Here is a 14,283-nt window from a genome sequence, read left to right as displayed (position 1 = left end):
GGCGGCAGCCCGTGACCCCTCGGGGGAACCCTGAAAAGGCGTTCGCTGTCATCGCCATGCGCTCGTTGCACCGCCACCGATCCGGGGAGCGGGGATTCGCCTTGCCCCTGGCCATGGGGGCGTCCCTGGTGCTGCTGCTGGGGAGCCTCTCGGCCCACACCGCCAGCCTGCAGCTGCGTCTGCAGGGGATCCGGGAGCAGCAGCAGCGCCGGGCGGAGGACCGGCTGGCCTCGGCGGGCCAGCAACTGCTGGCGGAGCTGCACCGCAGCCATCCCTGTCTGCTGGCGCTGCCGCTGCCGCAATGGGATGTCCAGGGTCTGGCCTGCGCTCCGGCCCAGGCGATCGCGGCCCTGCGGCAGGGCCAGGTGCTGGGGGGCTCCTACCGCCTGGTGGCCTGGCGCCCGGAACTGCAGCCGGCCGAACTGCTGCTGGAGCTGGCCGCCGGCGGGGGCCAGCCGGCGCGGCAGGGGGCCTTCACGGTGCAGCTGGCGCCGGCCCAGCCACCGACCCAGCCCCAGCCGCAGATCACCGACGTGCGGCTGGTGGGCCTGCGGGGGGTGGCGCCATGAGCCTGATCGAACTGCTGACCGGATCGGCAAGGCAGAATTGGAGCTGATACCTCCAGAAAGGCGGCGGATTTGGTGGTGGTAGGGCGATTTCTGCAGGAACCTGCCGGAAGCTTTTTCCTGTTCGGTCCCCGTGGCACCGGCAAGTCGACCTGGTTGCGCCAGGCCCACGGCAGCGCCTACCGGCTCGACCTGCTCGATCCCGAAGCTCAGCGCCTCCACCAGGCCAGGCCGGAACGCTTGCGCGAGAGGGTGGCCGCCGAACCCGGCATCGCCATGGTGGTGATCCATGAGGTGCAGAAGGTTCCGGCGTTGCTGGATGTGGTCCATGCTCTGGTGGAGGAGCATCCCGGTCTTCGTTTCGTGTTGACCGGATCCAGTGCGCGAAAGCTGCGCTGCGGCAGCTGGAATCTGCTGGCCGGGCGCCTCGTGTCGGCGTCAATGCACCCCTTTCTGGCGGCGGAGCTGGGGGGTGATTTCAGTCTGGAACGGGCTCTGCGCTTCGGGCTGGTGCCCCTGGTCTGGGAAGCGAAGGATCCGGAGCAGACCCTGCGGGCCTACGCCTCGCTGTACCTCCGGGAAGAGGTGCAGGCCGAGGCGCTGGTGCGCGATCTTGGCGGCTTTGCCCGGTTCCTCGAAGCGATCAGCTTCTCCCATGGCTCCACCCTCAACCTGTCCGCCGTCGCGCGGGAGTGCCAGGTGGGCCGCAAATCCGTCGAGAACTATCTGGCGATCCTGGAGGACCTGCTGCTGGCCTTCCGGTTGCCGGTCTTCAGCCGGCGGGCAAGGCGCCAGGTGGTGGCCCATGAGAAGTTTTTTTACTTCGATGCCGGTGTGTTCCGATCCCTGCGGCCGGCCGGCCCGCTGGATTCCCCTGCTGAGATCGAGGGCATGGCCCTGGAGGGTCTGGTCGCCCAGCATCTGCGGGCCTGGATTGCCTACCGCTGCAGCGGCGATCAACTCTTCTACTGGCGCACCAAGGCGGGTCGGGAGGTGGATTTCGTGCTGTACGGACCCGACAGCTTCACGGCCCTGGAGGTGAAGCGCAGCCGCCAGATTCACTCCAGGGATCTGCAGGGTCTGAAGGCTTTCCAGGCTGACTACCCGGAAGCCACGGTGGCCCTGCTCCACCTGGGCGCGGAGCCGCTGCGGATCGATGGGATCCTCTGCCTCCCCTGCGGGGATTTCCTGAAGGGGGTGGATCCGCGGCAGCCGCTGCCGATCCATTGACGAGCACCGACATGCCCGCAGGGTCCTCCTGTCGACGGCTTCCGCTGCTGTCCTCGGCTGGGAACTCTGGAGAAGTCGTTGCTGCCATCGCCATGCCCAGACGTGTTTGTTGGCTTTGTTTTGATCACCCCCCACGGTCGTGGAGGGTGGCGCCATGAGCCTGATCGAACTGCTGACCGGATCGGTGCTGTTCACCGCCGCGGCGGGATCCTCCCTGCAGCTCTGGGCCCTGGCGAGCGCCGCGGCCGTGGCCGAGCAACGCCAGCAGGAGCGGCTCGAGCAGGCGGAAGCCGCCCTGTCGCGGGCTGAAACCTCCCTGCGTGCACTGGCCCCTTCGGCAGGCGACTGCACCACGGCGACGGCCCAGCTGCTGCAAGCCCTGGCGGCCCAGCCCCTGGCCCCGGGGCTGGCGCGCCAGCTGGAGGTGTCCCCCAGCGGAGACGGGGTGGTGCTGCGGATGGCGGTGGCCGGCGAGGCCGAACCGCGCCAGCGGCTGTACGCGCCGGCGGCCTTCGGGCGTTGCGGGATCCCGCAGGGAGGGGGCGGTGGCACACCCTGAGCCGGGGGGCTTCACCCTGCCGGAAGCCCTGCTGACGCTGGTGCTGGTGGGACTGCTGGCCCAGCTTGGGTTCAGCTCCGCCAGCCGGGAGCTGGCCCTGGCTCGGCTGGAGGGGGCCAGCCGCCGGGTGATGGTGGGGCTGGAGCGGGGCCGGGATGCCGCCCTGCGCAGCGGCCGCCCCTGTGCCCTGAGCCTGGAGGCCACGGGCTGGCGGGAGCCCCAGGCGGGCGGCCTTCCGGCCTGCGAGGGCGCGGCCCTGGAGCTGGGGGAGGGGATCGGTGGGCCGGATGTGACGGTCAGCCACAACCTGCCGGCGGCGGTGCGCTTCACCAGCAACGGGCTGATCATCGACGGCGGCACCGTGCTGCTGAGCACCGAGGGCACCGATCTGGTGCGCTGCGTGGTGGTGGCCCTGCCCCTCGGGGTCACCCGGCTGGGACGGCAGGGGCCGGGCGGCTGCCTGCCGGATCCCCAAAGCTGAGCCCCCCGATTCCCTACCCCGAGGTTGTGCCATGGCATGGGTGCGTTCGAGCAGGAGTCCCAAAACGGGACTTGCGGGCTTCTCGCTGGCGGAGCTGCTGGTGGCGATGAGCCTCGGGTTGCTGCTCTGGGGGGTGGTGCTGCAGGCCCTGGTGGCGGATGGCCGGCAGGTGGAGCGGATGGTGCGCCAGGTGCGGGAGCGGGGCCAGCAGCGGCGGGTGCTGGCCCTGCTGCGTGGGGATCTGCAGCGGGCCACCCGGGTGGACCTGGCCCTGGGGACCGGTGCCGCCTGCGCCCTGGGGGGCCGGGATCCGGTGCTGCAGCTGCAGACACCGGCCGGCCCGATCACCTACACGGTGGGCAGCCCACCGAGCGCCATCTGGCGCCGGCTGGTGCTGATGCGTTGTGGTCCGGCCTTCGGGCTGGATGGGGAACCGAGCACCGGAGCGGCCCAGAACCGGGTGCTGCTGGATGGGCTCACCCAGCCGGGGCTGGACGCCACCGTGGAACCCGACGGCCTGCTGCACCTACGACTACGGCAGGAGTTCGAGCCTTCAGGGGGTGGAACCCAAAGGATCCAGACGGAGGTGCGGGTGGGAGGGCTCTGATAAGCCCGTTGAATGTCTTTTATCGGCGTTGGGATTGATCCATCACGCACCTGGTCGTCAATCTCTGCTCATGGAGTTGATGACGAGAGTCAGAGCGTCCTCCTCATTCATCAAGTTGTAGGTCTCCTGGTTTCGAAGAAACCACAGATAATCAAGGGCAGGCATGTTCAGTGCGCCAACGTCCGAGAGGATGGGTGAGGCTTGAGACGCCTTTTTGGAGCGCCAGACAAGGGCTTGTGGGTTCCCATCGGTGATGATGGTGCAGTAGCTGAGGAGCGGGTGGAATGTCCGGATTAGGGGTATAATTTTATAGGTGTCACCGTGCCAGGCATTGCTTGGATCATTGGCCATGAACTGACGCATCATGACAGCCTCGACCTGATCGCGATTGCAGGAGAAAACATCACTTGGAAAAATGTCATCCAGCAGAATCACGGATCGTTCGTGAGTAGCAAGCAGGCTGTTGCAGAAATCCCTGTAGGTTTGATCCCAAGTGTGGAGACCATCTAGAAAAATAAAGTCAAATGCTTCACCGTTCCAATGATTCTGGAAGTATTCATCACTGGTGATCTGAAGAAAATGAGACGTGGGTTCAGCTTGTTTCCCTTCCTCTACATTGAAAGTAAATGCGGGATCGACTGCCGTCTTTGATGAGGCGGTAACTTCAAAGAATGTGTGCCCACTCTCTACCCCTATTTCAAGATATCTTGAAGGTGTATTGATGGCATCTAGAAGCGAATTAATCCTTCTTGCGGAATAATTGTACATGGGTGAGGTAGGAGCGACGTGGAGGATAGGGTAGGGCAAGGGAGTTTGGAGCTAGTAGCTCGACGACTCCATTGCATTGCATGCTGGCTGATACCGATAATGCCAGCATGAATAAGTCAACAGGTCTACGTTGCTTTGGCTAGCTGATGAAGGAACTCCTCGCAGGATTTGATATGGGAATAATCATTGTAAATTGTTCCCATGCTCTTTGATTGAATTTCCTCCCTAAGCCTAAGCCTATACTGACCGTCTTTCATGAGTCTTTCGAAGAGTGATATGTATTCGCTCTTGCTGTTTGCGATAGGCGCATCATTGATTTTTGCGTACTCGTACGAGCGTGATACAACAGCAGATCTTAAGGTGTTGCCGCGCAAGGTGATGCAGGGTGGGCCGCACCAGGCCGTCTCAATAAATGTTATTCCAGCACCATAATGGATCGGATCTAAATTTAGATCGAGAAGGTGGTTGAGGCTGTGATAGTCACTCATTGCCATTCTCTGCACAAAACAGATTTGCTTGTGTGCTGTCGGAGCAGATCTCTTTATTCGTTGAACGAAGCGTTGGTTCAATGTATCACTTTCGGATGCCGCGATAATGATGAGAATCGACTCATCAATTCTTGCAATCTCCTCCAGGTAGGAGTCAAAGTCTGGATGAATCTTGTGGAGTGTTTGCAAGCACCCTACAAGGAAGCGGTCTGGAGGGAGCAAGAAGTAATCCGTGCTCTTCTCGATGAGTGAAGACCTGTCAACGTCAAAGTAACCGAGATAGCCGTCTATGGATGCGAGGGTCTCTGTGTATCCGTTCTGCCCCTCGCAGTCATGGAAGATACTGGATCGCAGGTAGTAATCAATTTCGGAAAGTCCTGTTGTGTGGGGAAGCCCCCATCCTGTCACTTGATACGGCGCAAGTCGAACCATGGGTAGGATCCCGTCAAGAGGATTCATGCCAATATCCGTAATATAGTTGATGTCAAGGTCTAGATCCGCGATCTGCTTACATGCACTTCCAAAATCAGAAGCAAGGTATATGACGCGATCGGCATACTCATTAAATTCAAGATGCGCCATGTCTTTCTTAACGCCATGCCTGTGGATTAAAACAACCTCAAAAAGGTTCCGGCTTAGCTTTTGGATTAACCCTGTATGGGCTTGAAGATTGCTATGCTGAAAGAAATTCCTGGAAGTGAAGCCGATTCTTGTTCGACCTGATGCGTTTCGAAGAATTGGAGTAGACGAACCAAACTTGTTCTTTGGTGAGTGGAAAGAATAGTTTTCTTGGATGACCTGATGGGCGACTGATCTGATAAGGCGATAGTAGGTTTCCAAGAGCCACCTAAGATCGATACTGCCCTGATAGGCCAGATAAAATGTGTGGCAGATAGGTGTAGAATAAGCTAGGGAAGCGATCAGCCCAACTGATTTCGTCTCGGTAGAGTAAGTGTTAAGATTAGCAGTGAATGACTCAAGAGAATCCGACAATTCATTCGCCGAACTGGCTACCTGCGGCATAGTGAATAGCATATTCAACTTGCTCACTTCATCACTGGTGATCTCATGAATAAGCGAATAAGCCTTTCGTGCGGCCTTCCAGTTTGCCTCCGCGTTCAGGGCTTGACCAAGAATGTCCAGTGCCTCCACATCCTTCCTGTCGGATTTCAGGAGATGGCAGGCATATCGTCTGGCTGGGTAAAGGTAACCGGTGTTAAGGAGTATTCGAGCAGCCAGTTTGGTGGAAGCAGAGGAGCACCTCCCAGTAGCTTGATCAGCCTGTATTAGGCGCATGGCTGCTGGTAAATCATCTTTTCTGAAGCTGATGTAGGCAGATATGAAACTTAGCTCTTCCTCTGCATACCCATATCTGTTCTTAACTTCATCAAGAAAAAATGACTGCATCGCTTCGTCTTCAAATTCAGAGGCAATGACTGCAGCTTCAGTGGGAGTCAGCCGAATATTGTCGATGTAATCCAAGGCACTGACGATGTCTGACGACTTTAGGGATAGGCTCTTCACCGAATTGGATATGACGACGATCAAGTCGCCACGAAACGAGCCACTACTGTGTAGCAGCTTTAGTGCTGATAAGATGGAGGCACGGTAATGGCCACTCTTTCCCAACGCGGTTGGGAGAACCAGATCAAACTCTCTTGTCTGTCTTCCGATTGCCTTTCGATGGCATAAGGCAAGTAGTGCCGCCTTGCGATACTCTCCAACTCTGCAGAAAAGGCATGCTCTCTTCTCTTCCTCCTGCATCTGTTCCTCTTGGCTGCCTGGGCTGCTGGCATTCATGAGCAAGAAGAAAATCTAATCTAATCTAATCTTAGCAAAGACCTTCCTGACAGAGATTTAGCTGCTTTCTCCTCCCTCGGATGGATGAGCAGACGCTCAGGCACTGCTGATACGATTTCATCGCCACTTCCTGAAGTGCATGCGCTTCCCCGATTGGTTGCTGCTCTCGCTGGGCAGGCTCCCGCGTCACGCGTTGATGAAGGACTAGGTCACGGAATGGAGGCTAAGGCCGCATGAGGGCCCAAAATGTCGTCGTTGAATTTGTTTTCTCTTCGTCATCATGAGCCTGTGGAGAGCAAAGATGTCAGACAAATGGAGTAATCTAGACAGTCTGGCTCTATGTTGGATGCTGAACGGTGCTAGCAACAATTAGCCGAGCGGAGTTGCTTCGCCAGATTTGCCCCTACAGCTGTTTGATCCTTGCTTCTTCCGCTCGGCTTCTGCTGTAGGGGTCTAGTTGTTCAGTTCGATTCCGGAGGTAGGGTCAATCTACTGGAGATCTTTCACTCGAAATTCGGACTTCGATCACAGCAACGTCAGAGTAGCCATCTCCATGGCAAGCCTGATCTGCAAGCGATCCGCCCTCATTCATTGCCTTTCGAGCCTGAAGGAAAATCGGGTCCGCCCACTCGCTCTCGTGCTGCCAATTCCGTTCAATAGGCTAAAGTCTATGGAATGAGAATTGATGCTGTTTATGACAGGGCGCAACTGAGGTTCCCATTGGTCGCCACAGTGATGACCGCTTTTGAAGCTCCAGCCGATGTCGCGGCAAGGCATCGAAGTCCTGAGACGGTTCCACCCCAGGTACCTGAATAGGTCTGCGACGCAGTGGCGTTACAGGTGAAACCACCACCAGTAGGTGCAATCCCAACCCCACCGGATCCCTTGAAGGCAGAGCATTCCTTAGCGAGGCCAATTATCTCACCGATCGCAGCGCCTGCAGCAGCGGCATTACGCGCACCTAGGAAATTGGGCAGGGCCACGGCGGAGAGAATGCCTACGATAGCCACTACGATCATCAGCTCGATAAGAGTGAAGCCTTGGGGCACCTTCAAATTCCTCTCACGCAGGCTGCTCATCAAGGCCAGTTTGGTCTTGGCGGAGATGTTCATTGGAAATGACCTAGGCTTATTGACTCTAAGTGGATATGTAAATGACTCGAGACGGTAATTGAGTCGGATGCAGACTATCGTAATGATATATGGAGCCCCAAGGCGAGTCTGATGACAGGAAAAAAATAAAAAAGCCCCAGTTAGGGGCTAAAGACCTTGCCTCGAAAACTGAGTATCAGGACAGGGCACAGCTGAGGCCACCATCGGTAGCCACAGTGATGACGGCTTTGGATGCTCCAGCGGAAGTCGCGGCGAGGCACCTGAGGCCGGAGACGGTTCCGCCCCAAGTGGCCGAGTAAGTCTGCGAAGCAGTGGTGTTACAGGTGACACCACCGGTGGTAGGAGCAACTCCGACTCCACCAGATGCTTTGAAGGTGGCGCATTCCTTGGCAATGCCAACGATTTCGCCGATGGCAGCACCTGCAGCAGCGGCGTTACGGGCACCAAGGAAGTTCGGAAGCGCCACGGCGGAAAGGATGCCCACGATAGCCACCACGATCATCAGCTCGATGAGGGTGAAGCCTTGGGCCACCTTCGACTTCTTTTCGCGCAGGCTGCGCATCAGCGCCAGTTTGGTCTTGGGGGAGATGTTCATTGGAAAAGCTGCGAAGCTCCTAGCACAGCCCACTTTATGCACCGAAGGCACTTCCGTCCATGCGGCACCCCTTGCAGTGGGCTGAGGGGCATTGTTGTATTCCCTAAGCTTTGGAACCCTTTAAGGGACGGGGTTCTGCCGGTCTTCTACCCCGTTCTTCTGTGGCGGAGTGGCGGCCTTTTCATTGTCCACTACGATCCAATTGGAGCCGGATCTCGCCGAGGTCTAATGTCCTTCTAATGAAACTGATGGGCTTTTCTCGGTTGCCGGGTTTGTTCCGCTGGCCTTCCAAAGCGTTTTCGATGCGCCGGCGTCTGCTGGGGCTCAGTCTGTTGGCCGTTCTGGGGGGCTATGCCCTCCTGATCGGCGCCACCGCCCTGCTGGCCAGGCATGAGCGACGCGACCAGCACCGTGCCACCGCTGCGAGTGTGCGGCAGGTGCTCCTCTCGCGGCGGCCCGTGCCACGCACCCTCGACGAGATCAGTGACGCCCTGGCCCGGCTGATCAGCCCCAACTTCCTCGGCTGGGTCGAGACCGACCAGGGGGTCCCCTATGGGGCGGCCGACCAGATCCGCCTGTTCTCCATCCCCACCGGCGTGCCGCTGACGCGACTGCCGGCCCAGGGGAACCGCCCCGGCCAGGTGGCCGTGCTGCACTTCGGGGAGCTCACCTATCTCACCAGCTCGGAGCAGATCTACCTTGGGGCAAGCACGGTGCGCCTCCGCTTCCTCGAGGACATCACCCAGAAGATCGCCCAGCAGCGGCTGCTGCTCACCGTTCTGATGGTGGCCGCCGGCCTGGCCACCTTATTCACGGGTCTGCTGCTGCGGCCGGTGCTGGTGCGGGGCCTGGCTCCCCTGCATGATCTGGGGCTGCGCATGCAGGCGATCAGTTCCGACACCCTCGACAGCCAGCGGGTGTCGGTGGCGGCCCAGCCCCGGGAGCTGGCCCCCATCGCCGAGGCCTTTAATGACCTGCTCGATCGTCTCTCGGCCTCCTGGGAGCGCCAGAGGGGTTTCGCCAACGGCGTCAGCCACGAGCTGCGCACCCCGATCAGCCTGATCCGCAACTACGCCGGCCGCCTCAGGCGTCGCTCCCATGGGCTCTCGGAGGAGGATGCCGCCCAGCTGGGGCTGATCGAGGAGGAGGCGGGCCGGATGGGGAAGCTGGTGACGGATCTGCTCGCCCTCACCCGCATCGATGCCAACCGCACCTTGATGCCCTTCGAGCCGTTCGATGTGGCCCAGGCGATTGAGCGGGTGGCGGAGCGGCTGCGTTCCCGCTGCCACGGCCGCCTGCGGATCTGCCCCGGCGCCACCCAGGGCTCACGCACCTTCGCGCTCGGGGATGCCGACCGCTTCGAGCAGTGCCTGGCGAATCTGATCGAAAACGCCCAGAAATACGATCCCAGTGGCGGCCCGATTCAGCTACGGCTCGATGCCAGCCTTGATCGGGTGGTGGTGCATGTGATCGATGCCGGCCCGGGCGTTCCCGACCGCGAGAAGACGCTGATCTTCGAGCGTTTCGGCCGGGGGCGCAACACCGCTGCCATCCCCGGCAGTGGGGTGGGCCTGGCGGTGGTCAAGGCGCTGATGGAGGCGATGGGGGGGAGCGTCTCGGTGGCGGATTTGCCGGAGGGGGGCGCCGATTTCCAGCTGCGCCTCAAGGGCGCGGCTCCCCTTCACGCAGCATGAAGCCCACGCCGCGCACCGTCTGGATCAGGGTGGGCAGCCCTTCCGGCTCGATCTTGCGGCGCAGGTAACGGATGTAGACGCCCAGCAGGTTCTCGTCGCCGAAGTGGTTTTCACCCCACACCTCGCGCAGGATCTCCTCCCGCTCCACCACCCGTCCGGTGCCGCGCAGCAGGCAGAGGAGCAGGTCGTATTCGCGCACGGAGAGGGAAATCGCCTGGCCCGCCCGGATCACCTCCCGGGTGGCGGTGTTCACCGTGAGGTCGGCGCAACGCAGCAGATCGGATTCGGCCACCCCGCGCCAGTAGGCGGTGCGCCGCAGCTGGGCGCGGATGCGGGCCAGCAGCTCCTCGATGGAGAAGGGTTTGAGGATGTAATCGTCGGCCCCGGAATCGAGCGCTTCGACGCGGTCGCGGATGTCGTCGTGGCAGGTGAGCATCAGCACGGGGGTGATGTCACCGCTGGAGCGCAGTCGCCGACAGATCTCGACGCCGCTGAAATCGGGCAGCGTCCAGTCGAGCAGCACCAGATCGGTGCTGGCATCCCTCAGGTGCATCAGTGCCCCTTGGCCGTCTTCGGCTTCGGTGACGTCGTAGCCCTCGCAGTTGAGTTCCCCGGCCAGGAACGAGCGCATCCGCTGGTCGTCTTCGACGATCAGCAGACGCGACTGGGAGGTGGCCTCCGCCATCCTCAGCGGGGCGGCCCTTCCTTCAGCATGAAGCCGACGCCGCGCACCGTCTGGATCAGGGTGGGCTGGCCGGCCGGCTCAAGCTTGCGGCGCAGGTAGCGGACGTAGACATCGAGGAGATTGTCGTCGCCCAGCCAGTTCTCACCCCAGAGCGCATCGAGGATCGCCCGCCGCTCCTGCACCTGATTGGGGTGCCGCAGCAGATGCATCAGCAGATCGAACTCCTTGGCCGTGAGGTGAATCGACTCTCCGCCCCGCGCCACTTCCCGGCTGGCGGGATTCACCTCCAGATCGGCCATCCGCAGCAGGCCGCCTTCCTGTTCATCGATGCCGCTGCGACGCAGGCGGGCCCGCACCCGGGCCAGCAGTTCCTCGATCGAGAACGGCTTGATCAGATAGTCGTCGGCGCCGGAATCGAGCGCCTCCACCCTTTGCTGCACCTCATCCCGGGCGGTGAGCATCAGCACAGGAGTGGAGATGCCCCCTTTGCGCATGCGCCGGCACACCTCGACGCCGCTGAAATCGGGCAGGTTCCAGTCGAGGAGCACCAGATCCCAGGTCTGGCTGCGGATCCGGCCCAGGGCCTGCTGGCCGCAGGAGGCTTCTTCACACTCGTAGCCCTCGACCGCCAGTTCGGAGGTGAGGAAGCCGCGCATTTCAGGGTCGTCGTCGACGATCAGGAGGCGGGCGCTGGTCATCTGATCGGGAAGGCTGAACGACGCTCGGCCACGATGGAAATCAGCACTCTGGAGTTGAGTGACGCATATGATGCACATTATACCAGCGTGAGAATTCACCTGCAAGCTCACCTGCAGGCACTCTTGCAACGCGGTAGAAATCCCATTGCATCGCTGCCACCTTCCTGTAGGCCCGGTGAGTACGGCCCGGTGTCGATCCCCATGGCCTGGCTTGACGTCGGCGCCGTCAGAGGCATAAATTCCGCCGCACTTCACGGCTGCCGGAGTTATCCGTGACTCCGCTGATCGGCCGGCCGCCACAGTGGCAATGGGCAAGGTTACTCTTCTGGCGATCCTCCACAGCTTCCGGCGTTCCTGATCTGCGCCCGTTTGAGCGCAGATGCGCACGACTCCGGGCCATGACCGTCAACTCGTGATACCAAAGTCCACTGGTGATGCCGAGATGGAGGCCCCCCGGGTCGCAGGCTCCACCCTCGCGGAACGGATGGCGCGCTGGGGCCTGGCGATCGTGGTCGTCTACGGGCTGATCGCCCTGGCCACCCCGCTGCTGGTGCACGGGGGCCTGCTGAGCGATCCCAACGCGGGCCTGGAGAACCCCATCTACGCACCGCCCTCCTTCGGCCATTGGTGCGGCACCGATCGCCTCGGCCGCGACGTCTGCGTACGCACGCTCTCCGGCAGCAGCGTCGCCCTGCAGGTGGTGCTGACCGCCCTGGTGCTCGCCCTCGCCATCGGCGTTCCCCTCGGCATGGTGAGCGGCTACCTCGGCGGCGGGGTCGATCGTCTGCTGGTGCTGGTGATGGACACCCTCTACACCCTGCCGGTGCTGCTCCTCTCTGTTGTGCTCGCCTTCCTGCTGGGCCGGGGCCTGCCCAACGCCGCCGCCGCCCTCTGCGTGGTCTACGTGCCCCAGTACTTCCGGGTGGTGCGCAACCAGTCGGCCCAGGTGAAGGCGGAGCTGTTCATCGAGGCGGCCCGCTCCCTGGGGGCCGGCCCCGCCTGGATCATGCGCCGCTACCTGTTCCGCAATGTGATCACCTCCGTGCCGGTGCTGCTCACCCTCAATGCGGCCGATGCGGTGCTGGTGCTGGGGGGGCTGGGTTTTCTTGGTCTCGGCCTGCCGGAGACGATCCCGGAGTGGGGCAGCGATCTGCAGCAGGCGTTGACGGCGTTGCCCACCGGCATCTGGTGGACAGCCCTGTTTCCGGGGCTGGCCATGTTCGTCCTGGTGCTCGGCCTGTCCTTCCTGGGCGAGGGCCTGGAGAACTGGCTGAGCGGCGTTCCGGCCGGTGAGCGCGGCTGAATGTCTCCGGGCCGCCCCCAAATGCCTGGGGTAGCGTTCCAGTGAACGGCGGCTGCGGCGATGCCCTGGTGGTTGGATCTGGCCCTGCTGGCCCTGGCCGTGGCCCTCTGGCAGAAGGCGGGCAACACGCCCGATGACGTCTGGAGCGTCTTCCAGAAGTTCCTGGCCTTCGTGGCCGTGCTGGTGGTGCTGCTCGGCGGCCGCCAGCTGCTGCTCGAGATCCTGGCCCTGGGTCTCACCTTCTGGCTGCCGAGCGCCGCCCGCTTCGACGGCGGCCCCCTCAACAGCGAAGCCGCACGGTCCGGGGAAGCTCCTCGAGGATGGCGCCTTCCGGGCTGAGGGCCGGATAGGGGCGCCCCTCGCGGCGGCACCAGTCCGCCACCTGCGGATAGGCCCACTCGAACAGCAGCCGGGAGTACTGCTCCGGCGCCAGCCCTTCGCCCCGGGTCGGCAGGCCGCCCTTCGCCTGCCGCTGCCGCAGCGCCTCGAACAGCAGGATCGCGGTCGCCACCGACACGTTGAGCGACTGCACCATGCCCACCATCGGAATCACGATCGCCTGGTCGATCGCCGCGGCCGTCTCCTCGCTCAGGCCCCACTTCTCCGCCCCCAGCACGAAGGCCGTGGGGCCGGTGAAGTCACAGTCGCGGTAGTCGACCGCCTGCGCCCCCAGATGGGTGCCGTAGAGCCGGAAGCCGCCGGCCTTGAGCTGGGCGATGGCGTCGCTGCTGCTCCGGTGCCGGTGCAGCGCCACCCACTTCTGGCTGCCCAGGGCCGTGCTGTTGAAGGTGGGCGTGCGCCCCGGAAGGCTGACGGAATGGGCTTCGAGCACCCCCACCGCATCGCAGCTGCGCAGGATCGCCGAGAGGTTGTGGGGCTTGTCCACCTGCTCCAGCAGCAGCGTCAGATCCCCCATGCGGCGATCGAGCACCGCGCGCAGGCGCTCGAAGCGGCGGGGCAGCAGCGGCATCGGCGTGGCAAAACGCCATCATCGGCGTTGCCCTCCCTGTCCCCCGCGCCGCGTCCGCCATGGCCAGCCCGGTTGCCGCCGACTCCGGACGCCCCTTCGACCGTCGCGTCTATGCGATGGTGGCCCACATCCCCCCTGGCCAGCTGGCCACCTACGGCCAGGTCGCCGAGCTGATCGGGGCCTGGGGCTGCGCCCGCCAGGTGGGCTGGGCCCTGCGGCGCCTGCCCCTGCCCTCCGAGGTGCCCTGGCACCGGGTGGTGAATGCCCAGGGGCGCATCGCCATGAGTCCCGGCCGGGAGGGCAGCGACTGGATGCAGCGGGAGCTGCTGCTGGCCGAGGGGATCGCCGTGGCCCCCGACGGGCGCCTGCCCCTGGCCCGGCACCGCTGGCATCCGCCGGCCGCGCTCCTGCCGGAGGCCGGCGACGCCTGGACCCCTGAGCCCCCAGGCCCAGCCCAGCGGTCCTGTACAAAGGACTGATCCGTCCCGGGAGTCCGCCGATTCACGCCAGCGACGTCGTCCCCGGCCTGGCCTCCCGGCAGCTGGCCTGGCAGGTGCTGCAGGCCGTCGCGGCAGGGGCCTACGCCGATGCCGCCCTGGAGCGGGAGCTGGCCTCCCTGGCCCGCGCCGGCGGTGGCCTTTCGCCCGCCGACCGCGCCCTGGCCACCGAGATCGCCTACGGGGCCATCCGCCAGCGGCTGCTGCTCGACGCCTGGATCGACGCCCTC

General features: G+C 62.7%; 17 protein-coding genes. 10 read left to right on the top strand and 7 right to left on the bottom strand.

Annotated elements, in window-relative coordinates:
- Positions 1-56 precede the first annotated feature (56 nt).
- The 5 genes from CJZ86_RS11785 to CJZ86_RS11765 all read left to right on the top strand — a co-directional run bounded on the left by CJZ86_RS11785 (position 57) and on the right by CJZ86_RS11765 (position 3,443).
- Complete coding sequence (locus tag CJZ86_RS11785; RefSeq protein ID WP_143594143.1) at positions 57-569, top strand: hypothetical protein; 513 nt, start codon at positions 57-59, stop codon at positions 567-569.
- 75 nt (positions 570-644) lie between these two features.
- Positions 645-1,796: an ATP-binding protein gene (locus CJZ86_RS11780; RefSeq protein ID WP_233133990.1), complete on the top strand. Its 1,152-nt coding sequence runs from the start codon at positions 645-647 to the stop codon at positions 1,794-1,796.
- Between the two features lie 154 nt (positions 1,797-1,950).
- Positions 1,951-2,355, top strand: a complete 405-nt coding sequence (locus CJZ86_RS11775) for a hypothetical protein (protein WP_094586130.1) — start codon at positions 1,951-1,953, stop codon at positions 2,353-2,355.
- Positions 2,342-2,836 (top strand): GspH/FimT family protein, encoded by a 495-nt coding sequence (locus tag CJZ86_RS11770; RefSeq protein ID WP_094586129.1) that lies wholly within the window; start codon positions 2,342-2,344, stop codon positions 2,834-2,836. Before CJZ86_RS11775 ends, CJZ86_RS11770 begins: the two co-directional genes overlap by 14 nt.
- A 31-nt stretch (positions 2,837-2,867) precedes the next feature.
- A complete protein-coding gene (locus CJZ86_RS11765; protein WP_094586128.1) occupies positions 2,868-3,443 on the top strand; it encodes a PulJ/GspJ family protein in 576 nt (191 codons plus the stop codon).
- 57 nt (positions 3,444-3,500) lie between these two features.
- On the opposite strand, the gene CJZ86_RS11760 is transcribed toward CJZ86_RS11765, so the two are convergent.
- The 4 genes from CJZ86_RS11760 to CJZ86_RS17535 form a co-directional block, all read right to left on the bottom strand.
- On the bottom strand, positions 3,501-4,211 hold the full coding sequence (locus tag CJZ86_RS11760) for a class I SAM-dependent methyltransferase (protein WP_094586127.1): 711 nt from the start codon (positions 4,209-4,211) through the stop codon (positions 3,501-3,503).
- A 125-nt stretch (positions 4,212-4,336) separates the two neighbouring features.
- Complete coding sequence (locus CJZ86_RS11755) at positions 4,337-6,463, bottom strand: O-linked N-acetylglucosamine transferase family protein (RefSeq protein ID WP_233133989.1); 2,127 nt, start codon at positions 6,461-6,463, stop codon at positions 4,337-4,339.
- Between the two features lie 728 nt (positions 6,464-7,191).
- Positions 7,192-7,611 (bottom strand): type II secretion system protein, encoded by a 420-nt coding sequence (locus CJZ86_RS17540; RefSeq protein WP_286145725.1) that lies wholly within the window; start codon positions 7,609-7,611, stop codon positions 7,192-7,194.
- Positions 7,612-7,786: 175 nt separating this feature from the next.
- The gene (locus tag CJZ86_RS17535; RefSeq protein WP_286145724.1) at positions 7,787-8,206 is read right to left on the bottom strand and encodes a type II secretion system protein; all 420 of its coding nucleotides are present in this window, start codon (positions 8,204-8,206) and stop codon (positions 7,787-7,789) included.
- Between the two features lie 302 nt (positions 8,207-8,508).
- On the opposite strand from CJZ86_RS17535, the gene CJZ86_RS11740 reads away from it, so the two are divergent.
- Positions 8,509-9,900 (top strand): sensor histidine kinase, encoded by a 1,392-nt coding sequence (locus CJZ86_RS11740; protein WP_158219554.1) that lies wholly within the window; start codon positions 8,509-8,511, stop codon positions 9,898-9,900.
- Here CJZ86_RS11740 and CJZ86_RS11735 read toward each other — a convergent pair.
- Complete coding sequence (locus CJZ86_RS11735) at positions 9,869-10,585, bottom strand: response regulator transcription factor (protein ID WP_094586124.1); 717 nt, start codon at positions 10,583-10,585, stop codon at positions 9,869-9,871. The two genes, CJZ86_RS11740 and CJZ86_RS11735, sit on opposite strands and share 32 nt — an antisense overlap.
- A gap of 2 nt (positions 10,586-10,587) precedes the next feature.
- Positions 10,588-11,283 carry a response regulator transcription factor gene (locus CJZ86_RS11730; protein ID WP_094586123.1) on the bottom strand — a complete coding sequence of 232 codons (696 nt, stop codon included), beginning with the start codon at positions 11,281-11,283 and terminating at the stop codon, positions 10,588-10,590.
- A 442-nt stretch (positions 11,284-11,725) separates the two neighbouring features.
- Here CJZ86_RS11730 and CJZ86_RS11725 point away from each other — a divergent pair, with 442 nt between their 5' ends.
- Positions 11,726-12,586, top strand: coding sequence for an ABC transporter permease (locus tag CJZ86_RS11725; protein WP_094586122.1), 861 nt, complete (start codon positions 11,726-11,728; stop codon positions 12,584-12,586).
- Between the two features lie 60 nt (positions 12,587-12,646).
- Positions 12,647-12,925: a hypothetical protein gene (locus CJZ86_RS11720; protein ID WP_143594141.1), complete on the top strand. Its 279-nt coding sequence runs from the start codon at positions 12,647-12,649 to the stop codon at positions 12,923-12,925.
- Here the strand turns inward: CJZ86_RS11720 and trmH are convergent.
- The gene (gene trmH, locus CJZ86_RS11715; RefSeq protein WP_094586120.1) at positions 12,867-13,556 is read right to left on the bottom strand and encodes a tRNA (guanosine(18)-2'-O)-methyltransferase TrmH; all 690 of its coding nucleotides are present in this window, start codon (positions 13,554-13,556) and stop codon (positions 12,867-12,869) included. The two genes, CJZ86_RS11720 and trmH, sit on opposite strands and share 59 nt — an antisense overlap.
- 59 nt (positions 13,557-13,615) lie before the next feature.
- Between trmH and CJZ86_RS11710 the strand changes: the two genes are divergently transcribed.
- The gene (locus CJZ86_RS11710; protein WP_094586119.1) at positions 13,616-14,035 is read left to right on the top strand and encodes an MGMT family protein; all 420 of its coding nucleotides are present in this window, start codon (positions 13,616-13,618) and stop codon (positions 14,033-14,035) included.
- On the top strand, positions 14,020-14,283 hold a 264-nt coding region (locus CJZ86_RS11705), incomplete at its 3' end, for a transcription antitermination factor NusB (RefSeq protein ID WP_502690432.1). The genes CJZ86_RS11710 and CJZ86_RS11705, both read left to right, overlap by 16 nt.

Origin of the sequence: Synechococcus sp. BO 8801 (genome assembly GCF_002252675.1) — a bacterium.
Classification (GTDB): Bacteria; Cyanobacteriota; Cyanobacteriia; order PCC-6307; family Cyanobiaceae; genus Cyanobium.
The sequence above is the reverse complement of the archived record's forward strand: the minus strand, read 5'-3'. Positions and strand labels throughout refer to the sequence as shown.

Excerpts from the sequence above, each read along its gene's own strand:
- CJZ86_RS11720 (WP_143594141.1), top strand. The coding sequence starts at position 12,647 with ATGCCCTGGTGGTTGGATCTGGCCCTGCTGGCCCTGGCCGTGGCCCTC.
- CJZ86_RS17540 (WP_286145725.1), bottom strand. The coding sequence starts at position 7,611 with ATGAACATCTCCGCCAAGACCAAACTGGCCTTGATGAGCAGCCTGCGT.
- CJZ86_RS11760 (WP_094586127.1), bottom strand. The coding sequence starts at position 4,211 with ATGTACAATTATTCCGCAAGAAGGATTAATTCGCTTCTAGATGCCATC.
- CJZ86_RS11730 (WP_094586123.1), bottom strand. The coding sequence starts at position 11,283 with ATGACCAGCGCCCGCCTCCTGATCGTCGACGACGACCCTGAAATGCGC.
- CJZ86_RS11740 (WP_158219554.1), top strand. The coding sequence starts at position 8,509 with ATGCGCCGGCGTCTGCTGGGGCTCAGTCTGTTGGCCGTTCTGGGGGGC.
- CJZ86_RS11785 (WP_143594143.1), top strand. The coding sequence starts at position 57 with ATGCGCTCGTTGCACCGCCACCGATCCGGGGAGCGGGGATTCGCCTTG.
- CJZ86_RS11765 (WP_094586128.1), top strand. The coding sequence starts at position 2,868 with ATGGCATGGGTGCGTTCGAGCAGGAGTCCCAAAACGGGACTTGCGGGC.
- CJZ86_RS11775 (WP_094586130.1), top strand. The coding sequence starts at position 1,951 with ATGAGCCTGATCGAACTGCTGACCGGATCGGTGCTGTTCACCGCCGCG.
- CJZ86_RS11755 (WP_233133989.1), bottom strand. The coding sequence starts at position 6,463 with ATGCAGGAGGAAGAGAAGAGAGCATGCCTTTTCTGCAGAGTTGGAGAG.
- trmH (WP_094586120.1), bottom strand. The coding sequence starts at position 13,556 with ATGCCGCTGCTGCCCCGCCGCTTCGAGCGCCTGCGCGCGGTGCTCGAT.
- CJZ86_RS17535 (WP_286145724.1), bottom strand. The coding sequence starts at position 8,206 with ATGAACATCTCCCCCAAGACCAAACTGGCGCTGATGCGCAGCCTGCGC.
- CJZ86_RS11725 (WP_094586122.1), top strand. The coding sequence starts at position 11,726 with ATGGAGGCCCCCCGGGTCGCAGGCTCCACCCTCGCGGAACGGATGGCG.
- CJZ86_RS11710 (WP_094586119.1), top strand. The coding sequence starts at position 13,616 with ATGGCCAGCCCGGTTGCCGCCGACTCCGGACGCCCCTTCGACCGTCGC.
- CJZ86_RS11735 (WP_094586124.1), bottom strand. The coding sequence starts at position 10,585 with ATGGCGGAGGCCACCTCCCAGTCGCGTCTGCTGATCGTCGAAGACGAC.